Raw genomic sequence first — 16,293 nt, 5'->3', positions numbered from 1 at the left:
ACTTCATAGGATTAGTTTTAATAATTAAGTATAGCATATAAAAAATAAGCTTCCATTGATTCACAGAAACTTATCTCAATAATTCTTATTTATGATCAGCTGGAAATTCAATTCCGGCACTTTTCCTTAAATCAAACAATACTTGATTAACTGTCACACTAAGTTTTTGCCATTTTATATAATCAGCTTTGTTCGTTACGTCATTGGGGTTATTGATGACTCTAGCAAAATCAATCGCTTCAGCTAACATCGGATTTTTAGCTGGTTTTTGACTAAGTAGTTCTTCTTTATCAGAGCCATCTCGATAAAGAACCTCATTTAATTCAGCTGCATTATCCATCACAATTGTGTCTTTTAGGCCATAGATTTCACTAGTTAAATATGAATTTGCTGTCTTACCAATATTTAAGGTCACTCTAAAATCTTCATAAGTTAGAATTGCGACACCTTTACCATCAACACCTGTTGGTAACATTGTTGGATAGTACTGAACTTCAAGTGGTGTACCAAACCAAGAAATAGCATTATAAACAACGTAAACACCTAAGTCTTGTAATGCACCACCAGAAAATTTTGGTGAGAAGATATTAGGTTCTTCACCTGCTAAAATAGCATCATAACGTGACGAATACTTCATATAAGTTAAAGTTGCGCCTTGGATGGTCTCTAGTTCAGTTACTTTTTGTTCAATAATTTTGAAATTATCTTGATGAATTTGTCGAGCTGCTTCAAATAATTGACTTCCAGGATGTTCCCTAAGAACCGTCTGAATAGCGGCCATTTCTGTTGGATTTGAGACCACTGGTTTTTCGGCAATAACTTTTTTACCAGCTTCAATCGCTAATTTAATTTGTTCAAAATGTAAACTATTCGGAGAAGCAATATAGATTACCTCAAATTTATCTGAATTTAAAAATTCTGTCATATTATCGTAAAAATTTGTTGCACCATATTTTTCACCAAAATCTTTGGCTTTTAATTCGGTTCTTGAATAGACACTAGTCAATTGAAATTCATTAGATTCATGCGCTGCTTCAACGAATTGACCTGTAATCCAATTTGTACCAATAATACCTAATTTAATCATACCCAATACCTCCATTTTATTATTAAATTCATTATAACAACAATTGAACCGTTTTCATAACGATTGCTTTATTTCAATTTTGTGACGATAGATTAAATTTATATATATTTTGGGCAATTCTTTCCGCTTGTTAGCTAAAAGTGCTATATTTAAGTAGAAGAGTTCTAATTAGGAGGGATAGCTGTGAAGAAACGTAGTTTTGCACTACTAGGTGCATCATTTTTTATTGGATTAACGAAAGATATTAAGTCTATAACCGCACCTAAAACTAAGGTTTCTTTACCTATTTTTTATGCTGGACATTGGCTATTCTACGATGAATTAAGTCATCGACACCATAATTTGGATATTTCATCAGACCTCACAATTCGAATTGACGAACGTGCACTCGATGGTAAGATTGAACATATAGATGAGCGTGAACTTAGTTTCTTAGATGAATATGGTTTTCATCTAAGAATTGATGCAAACGATCAAGGACCAGTGAGTTTGTTTGACGAAGCAGATAACCGGACCTATCCCATTAAATTAGCCCCAATTGTAGAATCACAAGATGATAAAAATGAAGATGTAGATTAACAGAATTTTGTTGATTATCATCTTCATTTTTTGTTTCATTACACGTTTAAATAGTCTAAAATAGTTAAATACGCATTTTAATATAGAAACGAGGACCTTTTTCCATGAACAATGATCACCTAAAACGAGATATTGGCTTTTTCGCTGCCCTTTCAACTGTAATGGGAACAGTTATCGGCGGAGGCGTTTTTTTTAAAGTTTCAAGCGTTACACAACAAACCCAATCTGCTAACTTAACTTTATTTGTTTGGTTACTTGGTGGCTTTTTAACTATCTGTGCTGGATTAACCGCTGCAGAACTTGCAGCCGCCATCCCAGAAACTGGTGGCGCCATTAAATATATCGAATATACTTATGGCCGTTTCCCAGCATTTTTACTTGGCTGGGCACAAATAATCATTTATTATCCAGCAAACATTGCAGCTCTTTCAATTATTTTTGGCACACAATTAATTAATCTTTTCCATCTTGATTCACATTTAATTATCCCATTTGCTTTAATTAGTGGAATCAGTATCACATTGATTAACTTTTTAGGCGCCAAAGTTGGTGGTACCTTTCAATCAATTTCATTAGTTTTAAAATTATTACCTATTATTGTCATTGTGATATGGGGGATTTTCACTCCTGGACAAGTGACGTTTAGTTTAATTCCGTTAACATCCGGCGCGCACCAGTCTTTCTTTACTGCTTTAAGTGGCGGCCTTCTTGCGACCATGTTTGCTTATGATGGCTGGATTGGGGTTGGAAATATTGCCGGAGAGATGCACCATCCAGAACGTGATTTACCGAAAGCCATTATTTCAGGATTATTTTTCATCACAATTATCTATACATTAATTAATTTTGTTTTTCTTAAGGCTCTTCCTATTTCAGGATTAGCTGGCAATTTAAATGCAGCTTCTGATGCCTCAAGACAACTATTTGGACAATTTGGTGGTAAGTTTGTGACCGTTGGTATCTTAATTTCAGTCTACGGTGCCACTAACGGCTATACGTTAACCGGTATGCGCGTTCCATATGCGATGGCCTTAGAAAACCAACTCCCCTTTAGTAATTGGCTAAAACGCTTATCTCCTCATACGAGAGTTCCATATATTGCGGGCTTTTTACAAATAAGTATCGCAATAATAATGATGTTCTTAGGTAGTTTTGATTTATTAACAGATATGCTTATTTTTGTTATTTGGATTTTTAATGTACTAGTTTTCGTTGCTATCTTTATATTACGAAAACGTGAACCTGAATTAAATAGACCCTATAAAGTTCCTTTATATCCAATCATTCCAATCATCGCGATTATTGGGGGTATTTTTATACTCGTTGCGACACTATTAACACAAACGACGTTAGCACTTGTTGGTCTATTAATAACGGGACTTGGCATTCCTGTTTACTTTATTCATCAAAAAAGCCAAGGATAATTATACAAATAAAAACATTCAACTTTTAGAGCCAGATAGGCTCATATCCCTTAAGTCGAATGTTTTTATTTTTTATAAATTATTTAAATAGTTACTATATCCAGCAGCTTCCATTTCTGCTTCAGGAATAAACTTCAATGAGGCAGAGTTAATACAATAACGTAATCCGCCTTGGTCTTTAGGTCCATCAGTAAATACATGACCTAAATGTGAATTTGCTTCCTTACTTCTAACTTCCGTTCGTTGATAACCAAAAAGACTATTATCAACCAACTCAGCAATCTTAGAACCTGGGATTGGTTTTGAAAATGATGGCCAACCGCAGCCAGCGTCATATTTTTCTGCTGAACTAAAAAGTGCTTCCCCACTAACAACATCAACGTAAATTCCTTTTTGATAGAAGTCATCATATTTACCGGTAAATGGCGCTTCCGTTGCAGCATGTTGTGTAACTTCAAACTCTTCATTAGTTAAACGTTCACGTAATTCTTTTTCAGTTTCTTTTGACATAATGGACCTCCTAATGTTTTAAGATATCATTAGAATACTCTTTTTCACACTGAATACAATTTATCTGTTTGCAAAAAAAAGGCCAAAAGTAAAATACCTTTGGTCTTCCTCATCTATTATATTAAATTGGTTATTTTTCTAAAATTGTAACTGTTTCAATATGTGTTGTTTGTGGGAATTGATCCACTGGTAAAATTGGTTTTGTAACTTTGTAACCATCATCTAAGAAGCTCTGTAAATCACGAACTAATGTTGAAGGGTTACAACTAATGTAAACAACTTTTTTAGGTTGCATTTTAAGTGTACTTTCAATAAATGCTGGTTCTAGCCCCTTACGAGGAGGATCGACAACTAAAACGTCAGGTCTTAAGTTAGCATGACTCCAGTTTTCCATCCAGTTTTCTGCCATCCCAGTTTCAAAACGAACATTATCAATACCATTAATCTTAGCATTTTCTTTCGCATCTTTAACCGCTGCAGAAACTAATTCTACACCATAGATTTGACGAGCATGTTTTGCCATTGATAATGAAATTGTTCCAATACCACTATAAGCATCAATAACTGTTTCATTACCAGTTAAACCAGCACGTTCAAATGCTGCAGCATATAATTTTTCTGTTTGGACAGGATTAATTTGGTAGAAAGAATGTGGTGAAATTCTAAATGTTAATCCATTTAATTGATCTTCAATATAACCAGGGCCAAATAAAACTTTGTTTTCGCGGCCTAAAATAACATTTGTCTTTTCAGAATTTGTATTTTGAACAATAGTTGTAACCTCAGGTAATGATTCACGGATTGCAGCAGTAATTTCAGTAAACATTGGTAATTTCTTAGAGCGTGTTACTAAGACAATCATCATTTGTTTTGAGTAATGACCACGGCGAACCATAATGTGACGGATAATCCCTTTATGTGCACGTTCGTCATATGCTTCCACATGGAAACGTTGTAAGACATCACGTACAGCTACGATTGCTTTATCAATTTCTTCATCTTGAATTAAAAAATCTTCAATTGCAACAAAATCATGACTGTTTTTCTTGAAGAATCCTGTTTTTAATTCACCAGCAATTTCGCGAACAGGCACTTGTGCTTTATTACGGTAATGGAAAGGATTTTCCATTCCAACAGCATCAGATACTTCAATATCCAAATGCGCTTTTTTCAATAACTCTTGAACTTGTGCTTGTTTGAATTTTAATTGTGCTGGGTATGCTAAATGTTGTAAAGGTGCAATTCCAGTTTGTGTATATGCTGAACCTTTTGTTTCAACACGATCTGGGCTCTCATTACGAAAAGCTAAAACTTTAGCGAAACCAAAGTTCTTGCTAACTTTCATTACACGAATACTAACTTTTTCGCCTGGTAATGCATTTTCAATAAATAATGGGTAGCCATCAACTTTAGCGACACCCATACCTTGATAAGTTAAATCGATAATTTCTGTATCAAATTCTTGGTTCTTTATTACTGGAGGTAGTTTTTTCATTGTTGTCCTTTCGATGTTCCTGCGTATTTACTTTATTCAACCATGTTTAACCCCTAAAAGTCAATAGTTGCCAACTCTAGAAATAAAACAGGATTGAGGCCTTTACCAAGCACCTCAATCCTACTTAATTTCTTAGTTATCTCTTACTTTACTAATTGTACCATTACCGTCAACATCTTCACTATGCATTTCTTGGACTTCTTTTACAAAATGTTCTTCAGCTGTAATTTCGGCAGCCGTACGACCTGACGTAATTGACGTTTCTGGCAATGCATCTGTATTCGCAAAAATTTCGATATGTTGCTTTAAATTTTTGAAAGTCATTGGTGCATCACCACCATATTCACCATCAATATTAATCATCATTTTATTATCGACTGGTTTAGCAATTAATTTAGACGTTTTAACATAAATCACACGTTTATCATTAATATGCTTCCCACCATTTAACACAAGTGCCATTAAATGCAACATTTCGGCGATATTAGTCGCTTTAACAATAAGCAAGGTAAACTTACCGTCATCAAGTGAAGCGTTTGGTACGATTTGTTCAAAGCCACCTACAGAGTTCGTCAATGCTAATAAAAACATTGATGCTTTCCCTTTAAAAATTCCCCCATCATACTCAAGGTTCATTTCAATTGGTTTCATTCTAGGTAACATTTCAGCACCTTTAGCTAAATAAGCCAGATAACCAAAAAGTGATTTAAATTGTGAAGGAACATCATAAGTTAATTCCGTTAATAATCCACCACCAGCGATATTAATGAAATATTTTTCTCCAGCTTGTCCAACATCCATTTTAACTGTGTTACCTTTTGCAATTACTTTTGCAGCAGCAACTGAATCATCCCTAGGTATTTTCAAAGCTCTCGCATAATCATTTGTCGTTCCAGCTGGAATAACACCTATCTTAGGTCGGTGCTTAAGACCAGCAATTCCATTAGCAACTTCATTAATGGTTCCGTCGCCACCAGCAGCAATTACTAAATCAAACCCTGATTTAGCAGCTCTCGTTGCTTCATCTCGAGCTGAATGTTTCTTCGCTGTCGTCGCATAAGCACTAGTTTCATACCCGGCATTTTCAATGATGTCTAGAATACTCACGAGATCACTTTTTAAAGCCTCACGACCGGATGTTGGGTTATAGATAATTCTGGCTCTTTTTCTCATTCCGTTCCTCCACATGAATCTTATTTTAATAAGATTATCTTTGCTTCAATGAGGCCATCAATAATTGATTGACCACATTAGGATTTGCTTGTCCCTGTGTTTGTTTCATGATTTGTCCGATTAAGAATCCAACAGCACGATCTTTACCATTTTTGAAATCTTCAATTGATTGTTCATTGTTATCTAAAATACCATCAATAATGGGTTGTAACTTAGCTGGGTCAGATAATTGAACAAGTCCCTTAGACTCAACCCAAGCTTTAGGTTCGCTACCATTTTTAATAATTTCTTGGAAAACTTTTTTAGCAATCTTACTTGAAATTGTTTCATCAGTAATTAAATTAATCATTCCAGCAAGATTTGCTGGTGTTAATTTAGTATCTTGTAAGTTTAATTTATTTGTATTCATGAACGCATTAACTTCACCCATTAACCAGTTAGCAGCTAACTTAGGATCTGCATCTAACTTAATTGTGTCTTCAAAGAAATCTGACATTTCTTTTGTTTGTGTTAAGACTTCAGCATCATATTCAGGCAAGCCTAATTCACTTGCATAGCGTGTCCGTCGTTTGTCAGGCATTTCGGGAATTGATTCTCTAACTTCTTGAATCCAGTCATCACTAATATGAATTGGTGGAATATCTGGTTCTGGGAAATAACGATAATCGCTAGCCCCTTCTTTGACACGCATCAAAATAGTTGTACCAGTTGGTGCATCAAAACGGCGTGTTTCTTGTTGAACAATACCACCAGACATCAAGACATTTATTTGACGTTTTTCTTCAAATTCAAGTCCTTTACGCACATTTTCAAATGAATTTAAATTTTTCATTTCAGTTTTTGTCCCATAACCGGGTTGGCCAATTGGGTTAATTGAAATATTAACATCAATTCGCATTGATCCTTCTTCCATCTTCACATCAGAAACACCGGTAAATTGAATAACTTGACGTAATTTTTCAAGATATGTGTAAGCTTCTTCAGGTGTTTTGATATCAGGACGTGAAACAATTTCAATCAAAGGTGTTCCTTGACGGTTTAAATCGACATAAGAATAGCCGTTAGGATTATGCGTATTTTTACCCGCATCTTCTTCAACGTGCATTTCTTCAATTCCGATTTTTTTCGTTTCGCCATTAACTTCAATTTCTAAGAAGCCGTTACGACCAATAGGTTCTTCTGATTGTGTGATCTGGTAAGCTTTTGGATTATCAGGATAAAAGTAATTTTTTCGGTCAAAATGGTTATCCTTTGTGATTTCACAATTTAAAGCTAAGGCAGCACGCATTCCGTATTCAATTGCCCCTTTATTGGCAGTTGGTAAAACACCTGGATAACCCCAGTCAATAACGTTGGTATTCGTATTAGGTTCTGCCCCAAAATCAACTTTTGAAGGTGAGAATGCCTTAGAGTTAGTTTTCATTTCAATATGAACTTCAAGTCCAATTGTTGTTTCAAAATTCATTAGTTTTGGCCTCCTAACGTAGGGACTTCTTTATGGAAATCAGTTGCTTGTTCAAATGCGTAACCAGCACGATACATTGTTGCTTCATCGAATGATTTCGCAATTAATTGTAATCCAACTGGTAAGCCATTTGAGAATCCAGCAGGAACTGACATGCCGGGTAGTCCAGCCAAGTTAACTGGAATCGTTAAAATATCATTCATATACATTGTAATTGGGTCTTCAATTTTATCACCAATATTAAATGCTGTATTAGGTGCAGTAGGCCCAATAATCAAATCATAATCATTGAATACATTACGGAAATCATTGCAGATTAAAGTCCGAACTTGAGCTGCTTTCTTGAAGAAAGCGTCATAAGTTCCAGCAGATAATGAGAATGTTCCTAACATAATCCGACGTTTAACTTCATCCCCAAAACCTTCTGAACGAGAACGTACATAAACATCTTCCAAACTCTTAACGTCTTGTGCACGGAATCCATAACGAATACCATCAAAACGTTGTAAATTAGATGATGCCTCAGAAGAAGCTAGAATATAGTAAACGGGCACACCATATTTACTGTTTGGTAAACTAACTTCGTCAACTGTTGCGCCAAGTTCTTCAAACGTCTTAACTGCTTTTTGAATGGCTTCTTTAACACCAGCATCAACACCCTCACCTAAATACTCTTTAGGTAAAGCAATCTTCATTCCTTTAATATCGCCAGTTAATCCAGCAGTAAAATCAGGAACAGCTTGCGCTGAACTCGTTGAATCATGAACATCGTTACCACTGATTGCATTTAAAACAGCAGCGTTATCTTTAACGCCACGTGTGAATGGTCCAATTTGGTCCAAACTTGATGCAAATGCAATTAAACCATAACGTGATACACGACCATAAGTTGGTTTTGTTCCTACGACACCATTAAATGAAGCAGGTTGACGGATAGAACCACCAGTATCTGAGCCTAAAGCAGCAATAACTTCACCTGAAGCAACTGCAGCAGCTGAACCACCTGATGAGCCACCGGGAACCTTCGTTGTATTCCAAGGGTTTTTTGTTGTTTTAAAAGCTGACGTTTCAGTAGAACCACCCATAGCAAATTCATCCATGTTTGTTTTACCAATTGTCACCATTTGTGCTTGGCGCATTTTTTCAATCACTGTTGCATCATATATTGGATTGAAATTTTCTAACATTTTGCTTGCAGCAGTTGTTGTTAAATCCTTTGTCACAATATTATCTTTAACAGCCATTGGTATCCCGGCTAAGACATTATTTGCATCGATACCAGCAGCATCAACAGCCTTAGCTTGGCTAAGTGCCATTTCTTCGTTCATTGCGAGGAAAGCAGAAATCTTTGAATCACGTGCTTTAATTTCAGCAAAGGTTGCCTTCGTTAATTCTTCAGAACTCATTTCTTTATTAACTAATGCGTCATGTAAACTTGATAAATCTTGTTTGAAATAATCCATGCTTAAGCTTCCTCACTTTCATCAATAATTGCTGGCACTTTAATAAGGCCATTTTCACTATCCGGTGCATTTTTAAAGAGTAAGTCTCGATCTGTTCCTTCTTCTGCGACATCTTCACGCATCACATTGAGAACATCTGTAATATGTGTCGTTACTGGAACGCCTGTTGTATCTACTTCTGATAATTGTTCAGCCATTCCGATAATATCATCTAATTGACTGGTAAATAGTTCTAAATCTGTATCACTGAGTTCTAGTTTAGCTAACTCTGAGACATGTTTGACTTCTTCTTTACTAATTGACATTCAAAACCATCCCTTCAAAATTCAAATTAATTTCTTTTTAATAACTGGTAAATACATGCGTATAGTATGTGCTTTCTTTAGCTGTTTTGGCAAGGAAACTTTGCATTGTCCCATCACTACCTTTGATAGTAATGTCAATTGGAATCCCTGATGCTAAATATTTCACGGCCGTTGTTGATAAATATTGAGTGAAACTAATAATCTCTGTTTCACTATAAAATTGAGTTGTAATATTGATGTGCATCCCTGTAATTGCTTTGTTTTTATATTGTACCTGTGCTGTTACACCTGCTAAATTAGGAAAGAAACTTTGAACTTCAGTTTTAAAATTCGTAAATGTCGTTTCATCATTTGTATTAGGTGATGTGGCCGTCGATGTCGTTGGGAACGTATAACTCTTAATTGAAACATCATCCCAATTATCAATCGTCGTTTTACCATTCTTATTCACAGCGTAGGCGTAGAAACTACCGCCAACTAAACTATCGTTTGGTGCTTGCTTGTACATTGCCACCATGATTGGAACGCTATCACTAATTCCTTTGGTTTTACGAAGACGAGCAACCACTTTGTTAGCAGCTTCTTTACCCTTTTCTCTCATTGTTGCATCAGAAATAACGGTTTTATATTCAGCCCCATATTCTTCTTTTTGATAATAATCAACTGAGTTCATTCCGATACCTACCGAGATACCCGAGAGTGATAATTTGCTGCCTTTTTTTGTCATAAAATCTTGTTCTTCAACTTGCTGTACATACATGGGATTACGGTCTGTTTCACCCGTTTTACCATTACTCTTAGGGTTTAATCCGTCTTTATTAGCACTTGATTCACGTCCTAACCAGCTTTGAACAGTCGTTTTTGTTAAATATTGTCCTTCTTGGAAAATATAACTGTCAGTAGCAAATTGATCTTTAGATAAATCTAACAGACCAGATTCAAAACTTTTTAAATTCAAGACATTGTCATTTTGTGTGAGTGCCACACCTCTTGATTTACTTGTTAAATATTTACCATCTTTAATGACACCTTCATAGTTACTATCACTTGTTTGGCCAGTTGTCTGGTAACCAGAACTTGATGTATTTTTAGAGGTTCCCGACGAGCCTGATGAGGCAACATTGCCACAGGCTGCTAAGAAAATTAACGAGAAACTTAACATAAGTCCAATCTTAATTTTTTTCATATGACACTCCTTCCATAACTGAGATAAATTGTTGTTCATCCCAAATTTCAATTTCTAGTTGCTTCGCTTTTGTTAACTTACTTCCAGCATCATGCCCGGCAATTAATAGGTCTGTTTTTTTCGAAACACTACCAACAACAGAAGCACCATTTGCTTCAAGCCATTTTTTAGCATCGCTTCGTTTCAACTGATCAAGTGTTCCCGTTAGGACAACTTTCTTATCCATCACGGGACTACCTTCAGCTAATTCTGCAATTTCAGCAGTTGTTTTGCCTAAAAAGGTTAAGTTAACTTGCGCATTATCCAGTTCATCAATCAATTCACGAACTTGGTCATTGGCAAAATAAGTCACAAGACTATCCGCAATCACCTGTCCGATTGAATCAATGACGAGAATATCTTCGGAAATTGCTGTCATTAATTGATGAATATCTTTAAATTCGGCTGAAACCAATCGAGCAGCCTTAGCTCCAACATGCCGAATTCCTAGTCCAAATAATAAGCGTTCCACTGAATTTTGTCGGCTAATATCAATTGCATTTAATAATTTATTAACCGATTTTTCTTTGAAATTATCTAGCGTTAACAGTTGATCGGCAGTTAACTGATACAATCCTGCAACATCACTAATTAACTTATTTTCAAATAATTGTTCAACAATTTTAGGCCCTAGTCCATCAATATTCATCGCATTTCTAGAAGCAAAATGTGCCAGACTCTCTTTAATGAGTGCGGGACATTTTGGATTGATACAACGTAATGCAACTTCTTCATCCAGATGAACTAATATTGCTCCACAAACTGGGCAGTTCGTTGGCAAACTATACACAACACTGTCTTCTGGTCGTTTATCTAAGACAACTTCAGAAATTTCTGGAATAATATCCCCAGCCTTATGCAACTTAACCGTATCGTTAATTCTAATATCTTTTTGTTTCAGTAAATCCCCATTATGCAATGATGCCCGAGAAACTGTTGTTCCCGCTAACTGCACAGGATTCATGATTGCAGTTGGTGTTACGACACCTGTTCGACCAATCGTCCATTCAATATCTAGAACTTTAGTTTCTTGCTCGTCTGGCGGGAATTTATAGGCAATTGCCCATTTTGGAACTTTAACCGTATTACCAACTTCATCATGAATCGTGAATAAATTTGCTTTAATAACAATACCATCGATATCGTAAGATAAATCATGACGTTTTGCTTGATATTCATTAATGTATGCCGAAATTTCTGTCATATCACTCGTAACACGTGATTCAGTATTTGTTCTAAATCCAAGTTTAGACAAGCGTTTTAACGCATCACTTTGAGTTTTGACATCCGGATCAACTATATAATAGATAAATGTACTCAATTGTCGTTGAGCCGTTTCAGCTGTATTTAATTGTCGTAAACTACCTGCTGCTGCATTCCTAGGATTAGCAAATACCGTTTCTCCAGCTTCCTCGCGACGTTTATTCAACGCAACAAACGCCTTTGTTGGCATGTAACATTCTCCACGAACTTCAATTGAAATGGGTTCCGTCAATGTTAGTGGAATTGATTTGACTGTTTTAAGATTTTCAGTAATATTTTCACCAATTGTGCCATCTCCACGAGTTGATCCTTTAACGAATACACCATTTTCATATGTTAACGAAATGGCCAATCCATCAATTTTGAGTTCAGTATTGTAACTTACCTCAGCATCAACTGATTTTTGTAATCGTTGATCAAATTCCGATAGTTCTTCAATGGAAAAGACATCCCCCAATGAAAGCATTGGTACTTCATGCGAAACTTTTTCAAAACCAGGCAGTACCTGGCCACCAACACGTTGCGTTGGTGAATTAGGTGTCACTAAATTAGGAAAGGCTTTTTCAAGTTCTACTAGTTGTAGGTAGTGTTCATCATAAACATGATCTTCAACTGTTGGCTGATCAAGGACATAATATTGACGCGTCCATTTGATTAAGTCAGTTTTTAATTGATTCACTCTATTAGTTGCTTCTTCCAATGTTATGGCTTGATTTGACAAACTTGAACCCTCCTTTTATTTAGTCCACTTTTTTTGTAATTGGTGCAAAAGCTGTCAACAGACGCTTAATCCCTTGTTCTTTGAAAGCAATATCAAGTTCAGCATCCGAACCTGATCCTGAAACTTTAACGATTGTCCCAGTACCCCAAGCTTTATGTTCCACTTTTTCACCAATACGCCAAACAACTGCATCAGCACCTGTACCATTATCACGTTCAACGGTTTTAGCAGGTCGACGGTATGTTGTCGCCGTCGCACGTTGATTGGAATACGATGAATTACGAGATGGTGCTGCCGTTTGATTATCTAATTCAAGTAATGACTCATCTATTTCACCAATGAAACGTGAAGCTTGATTACTTTGACGACGACCATACAACATTCTTGAAAAAGCATTTGTTAAATATAATTTGCGTTCAGCACGAGTAATTCCGACATATGCTAAACGACGTTCTTCCTCAAGTTGATCATCTTCTAACATGGCACGAGAAAGAGGGAATATGCCTTCTTCCAATCCCATTAAAAAGATAACTGGAAATTCAAGTCCTTTAGCGGCATGTAATGTCATCAATGTGACTTCTTCAGGTTCTTCTTCAATATCATCTTGTGCAGAAACTAGTGCTAAATCAGCTAAGAAATCAACATAACGGTCACTATCATCTTCTTCAGCTTCCCAACGATCATCAAATTGCTGAGTTACAGACAAGAATTCTTCAACGTTTTCAAGTCGCGTTTCATTTTCAATCGTTTTCGTCTTTTTCAAATTAGCTTCATAACCTGATTGTTTTAAAATTTCTTTTGTTAACTCGGTCACATTCAAGAACTCACGCATTTTTTGTAATCCACGAATCATTGTGGCAAATTCTTGTAATGATTTTTCAGCTTTACCAGAAATATTAGCAAGCGCTGAGTTTTCAGCACCTTCAAGCATTGTCCAATTATTCATATCTGAAAATTCACGTAATTTGTCCACACTACTTGCACCGATACCGCGTTTTGGGACATTTACAATACGATCAAAACTCATTGAATCTTGATCATTAGCAATTAAACGAATGTAGCCTAAGATATCTCGAATTTCCAATCGCTCGTAGAATTTGTGTCCACCAACCATTTTGTAAGGAACGCTTGATTTTAAGAATGTCTCTTCAATCACACGAGACTGTGCATTCGTTCGATATAAAATGGCGAAATCACCGTAATTTAAGTGATTATCTTTAATTTGTTCTTGAATTTTTTCAACCACATAATGTGATTCATCATTTTCACTTTGGCCACGGTAGTAAGAAATTTTCTCACCATCTTTATTATCAGTCCAAAGACTCTTATCACTGCGGTTCGTATTATTATCAATAACTGCATTGGCAGCATTCAGAATTGTTTTCGTTGAACGATAGTTTTGTTCCAACTTAACAACATCAGCATCAGGATAATCTTTTTCAAAATTCATAATGTTATCCATGTTTGCCCCACGCCAACCGTAAATACTTTGGTCAGCATCCCCGACGACGCAGAGATTTTTGAAACGTTCAGCTAACATGTTTACTAAGGTATATTGTGCTTCATTAGTATCCTGATATTCATCCACATGGATATATTGAAATTTATTTTGATAAAAAGCCAATGTTTCAGGCTTTTCTTTAAATAAACGGATAGTTAACATAATTAAATCATCGAAATCAACTGCTTGATTTGAGCGTAACTCTTTTTGATATGCCGTATAAACTTTAGCTACCATTTGTTCGAACATACTTGCAGCACGTTCTGCGTATTCTTTTTCTGTTAATAAATCATTTTTTGCATTTGAAATTGCTCCTAAAACGGTTCTTGGGTCAAATTTTTGTGGATCAATATTTTGTTCTTTTAAAATACGTTTTACTAAAGTCTTTTGTTCACCTGGGTCGGCAATTGTAAATGCACGATTATAACCAATTTGGTCAATATCACGTCGCAAAATACGAACACAAAGTGCATGGAATGTTGAAACCCAAACATCTTCTGCCCCTTTGTTAAGTAATTTATTAACACGTTCGCGCATCTCTTTTGATGCTTTATTTGTAAATGTGATTGCTAATACGTTCCATGGATTGATACCTTTTTCTTCAATTAAGTAAGCAACGCGATGCGTTAATACTCGCGTTTTACCACTTCCAGCTCCAGCCATAATTAAGAGTGGTCCCTCTGTTTTTAGGACAGCTTCTTTTTGTTTGTTATTCATTCCGTTCAATAAGCTTTCAGTAGTCAAATTAATCAATCCTCTCTATAAATCAGTCATTATTTATTATAGCAAAAAAACGCCTTAACTTCTTTAATTTTTATGAATATATGTCTCAACTTGTTCATAAAAAAAGACGAACCGATTCAAAACGATTCATCCTTCTAATTTCATTTAATTTGTTGTTTCTTTTTTATCCCAAATGCCTGTATCTTCAATTTGATTCAATGCTTCACGAACTGAATCTGACTGAACCAAAATATGCCCAGCACGATCTAATTTATGATTTTCAGGGTAACGATAAAAATGGTAATACCAATTATTTTTAAGAACCCACTGTGTCTTTAAATCGGCACGTTCTTCTTCTTTTAATGACACCATAACAGTTGGTGCAAGGAATTTCACTTTTGATAGTGGCAATCCACAAATGGCACGTAAATGCTGTTCATACATGCTAACGTTTGTTGCTTTATCAAAAACATACCCTGATTGATGCATAGCGGGCACGACACGTTTAACATAAATTGCACCTGATTTAGTTACAAAGTAGCCAATTTCTAATGCGCCAGTGTAGTCTAGATTTTCCGCAACTTTAATGGCAATTTTATGCATTTCAGCAGAAATTTCTGTATCTAAGTTAGCTGGTACGATTGATTCGTGTAATCGATGATCACGATATTTATTTTCAACAGCTGGGAAAAAATTAATTTCCTTACCATTTTTGATAAGAACCATTGAGATTTCTTGTTCATAAGGAATCCATGATTCTAAAATATAGGTGCCACGTTCAACCAAGTACGCCGCATCTGAAATATCAGTTTGCGTATTGAGAACACTCTGGTAACTTTTACCAAACCCTTTTTGGATTGGTTTTAAAACGCTGGGATACCCAATTGAAAGTACAGAATTATACACATCTTCTAATGATACAATTGTTTCAAAAGGTGGAATATTAATATTTAATTGTTCAAAAAAAGCTCTTTCCAACAAGCGGTCTTGCATAATTTCTAATGCATTATACTTTTGTGGCACATAAGTATATTTTGAAATATATTCAATCACTTCTGAATTAACGTGTTCAGATTCATACGTCACAATATCTGTTCGTTCAGCGAATTCTTTCAATTTATCCTTATCATTCATCTTACCTACAACAGAATAATCTGCTAATTGAAGTGTCTCACTAACTTCATTTTGACTGTATGCTGCGATTTTAAACCCTAAATTTCTTGCAGCCATAGCCAACATTGCACCCGTTGGACTATCTCCGATTATTCCCAATGTACTTCCAGGAAAGATAACTTTTTTTTCCACTATATATTCACTACTTTCTACTTTTGCTTTATACCCTTAATCATACTGTTATCC

13 protein-coding genes are annotated in these 16,293 nt (G+C 35.5%); 2 read left to right on the top strand and 11 right to left on the bottom strand.

The features are described 5' to 3' along the window. Nucleotides 1–85: 85 nt before the first annotated feature. A complete protein-coding gene (locus tag AC1RP1_RS04220; RefSeq protein WP_481761565.1) occupies nucleotides 86–1,087 on the bottom strand; it encodes a Gfo/Idh/MocA family protein in 1,002 nt (333 codons plus the stop codon). A gap of 183 nt (nucleotides 1,088–1,270) precedes the next feature. Between AC1RP1_RS04220 and AC1RP1_RS04215 the strand changes: the two genes are divergently transcribed. Beyond that, nucleotides 1,271–1,666 (top strand): DUF4828 domain-containing protein, encoded by a 396-nt coding sequence (locus AC1RP1_RS04215; RefSeq protein ID WP_481761566.1) that lies wholly within the window; start codon nucleotides 1,271–1,273, stop codon nucleotides 1,664–1,666. 104 nt (nucleotides 1,667–1,770) lie between these two features. Next, nucleotides 1,771–3,090 (top strand): APC family permease, encoded by a 1,320-nt coding sequence (locus AC1RP1_RS04210; RefSeq protein ID WP_481761567.1) that lies wholly within the window; start codon nucleotides 1,771–1,773, stop codon nucleotides 3,088–3,090. Nucleotides 3,091–3,162: 72 nt separating this feature from the next. On the opposite strand, the gene msrB is transcribed toward AC1RP1_RS04210, so the two are convergent. The 10 genes from msrB to AC1RP1_RS04160 form a co-directional block, all read right to left on the bottom strand. After that, nucleotides 3,163–3,600 (bottom strand): peptide-methionine (R)-S-oxide reductase MsrB, encoded by a 438-nt coding sequence (gene msrB / locus AC1RP1_RS04205; RefSeq protein ID WP_481761568.1) that lies wholly within the window; start codon nucleotides 3,598–3,600, stop codon nucleotides 3,163–3,165. A gap of 130 nt (nucleotides 3,601–3,730) precedes the next feature. Then, the gene (rlmD, locus tag AC1RP1_RS04200) at nucleotides 3,731–5,095 is read right to left on the bottom strand and encodes a 23S rRNA (uracil(1939)-C(5))-methyltransferase RlmD (RefSeq protein ID WP_481761569.1); all 1,365 of its coding nucleotides are present in this window, start codon (nucleotides 5,093–5,095) and stop codon (nucleotides 3,731–3,733) included. 132 nt (nucleotides 5,096–5,227) lie between these two features. Continuing rightward, entirely contained in the window at nucleotides 5,228–6,268 is a 1,041-nt protein-coding gene (locus AC1RP1_RS04195; RefSeq protein WP_481761570.1) for a diacylglycerol kinase, read from the bottom strand. Nucleotides 6,269–6,302: 34 nt separating this feature from the next. Beyond that, complete coding sequence (gene gatB, locus AC1RP1_RS04190) at nucleotides 6,303–7,733, bottom strand: Asp-tRNA(Asn)/Glu-tRNA(Gln) amidotransferase subunit GatB (RefSeq protein ID WP_481761571.1); 1,431 nt, start codon at nucleotides 7,731–7,733, stop codon at nucleotides 6,303–6,305. Next, the gene (gene gatA / locus AC1RP1_RS04185) at nucleotides 7,733–9,196 is read right to left on the bottom strand and encodes an Asp-tRNA(Asn)/Glu-tRNA(Gln) amidotransferase subunit GatA (protein WP_481761572.1); all 1,464 of its coding nucleotides are present in this window, start codon (nucleotides 9,194–9,196) and stop codon (nucleotides 7,733–7,735) included. The genes gatB and gatA overlap by 1 nt, the downstream gene beginning before the upstream one ends. A 2-nt stretch (nucleotides 9,197–9,198) precedes the next feature. After that, on the bottom strand, nucleotides 9,199–9,501 hold the full coding sequence (gene gatC / locus AC1RP1_RS04180; RefSeq protein ID WP_409022077.1) for an Asp-tRNA(Asn)/Glu-tRNA(Gln) amidotransferase subunit GatC: 303 nt from the start codon (nucleotides 9,499–9,501) through the stop codon (nucleotides 9,199–9,201). Between the two features lie 37 nt (nucleotides 9,502–9,538). Next, a complete protein-coding gene (locus AC1RP1_RS04175; RefSeq protein WP_481761573.1) occupies nucleotides 9,539–10,687 on the bottom strand; it encodes a CamS family sex pheromone protein in 1,149 nt (382 codons plus the stop codon). After that, a complete protein-coding gene (ligA, locus tag AC1RP1_RS04170; RefSeq protein ID WP_481761630.1) occupies nucleotides 10,674–12,695 on the bottom strand; it encodes an NAD-dependent DNA ligase LigA in 2,022 nt (673 codons plus the stop codon). Before ligA ends, AC1RP1_RS04175 begins: the two co-directional genes overlap by 14 nt. Before the next feature lie 34 nt (nucleotides 12,696–12,729). After that, a complete protein-coding gene (pcrA, locus tag AC1RP1_RS04165) occupies nucleotides 12,730–14,955 on the bottom strand; it encodes a DNA helicase PcrA (protein WP_481761574.1) in 2,226 nt (741 codons plus the stop codon). A gap of 144 nt (nucleotides 14,956–15,099) precedes the next feature. Continuing rightward, nucleotides 15,100–16,239 (bottom strand): 5-(carboxyamino)imidazole ribonucleotide synthase, encoded by a 1,140-nt coding sequence (locus AC1RP1_RS04160; protein ID WP_481761575.1) that lies wholly within the window; start codon nucleotides 16,237–16,239, stop codon nucleotides 15,100–15,102. Nucleotides 16,240–16,293 lie beyond the last annotated feature (54 nt).

The organism is Dellaglioa sp. CoH-56-MRSF-13, from assembly GCF_056782095.1.
This window is presented reverse-complemented; position numbering and strand designations above follow the sequence as displayed.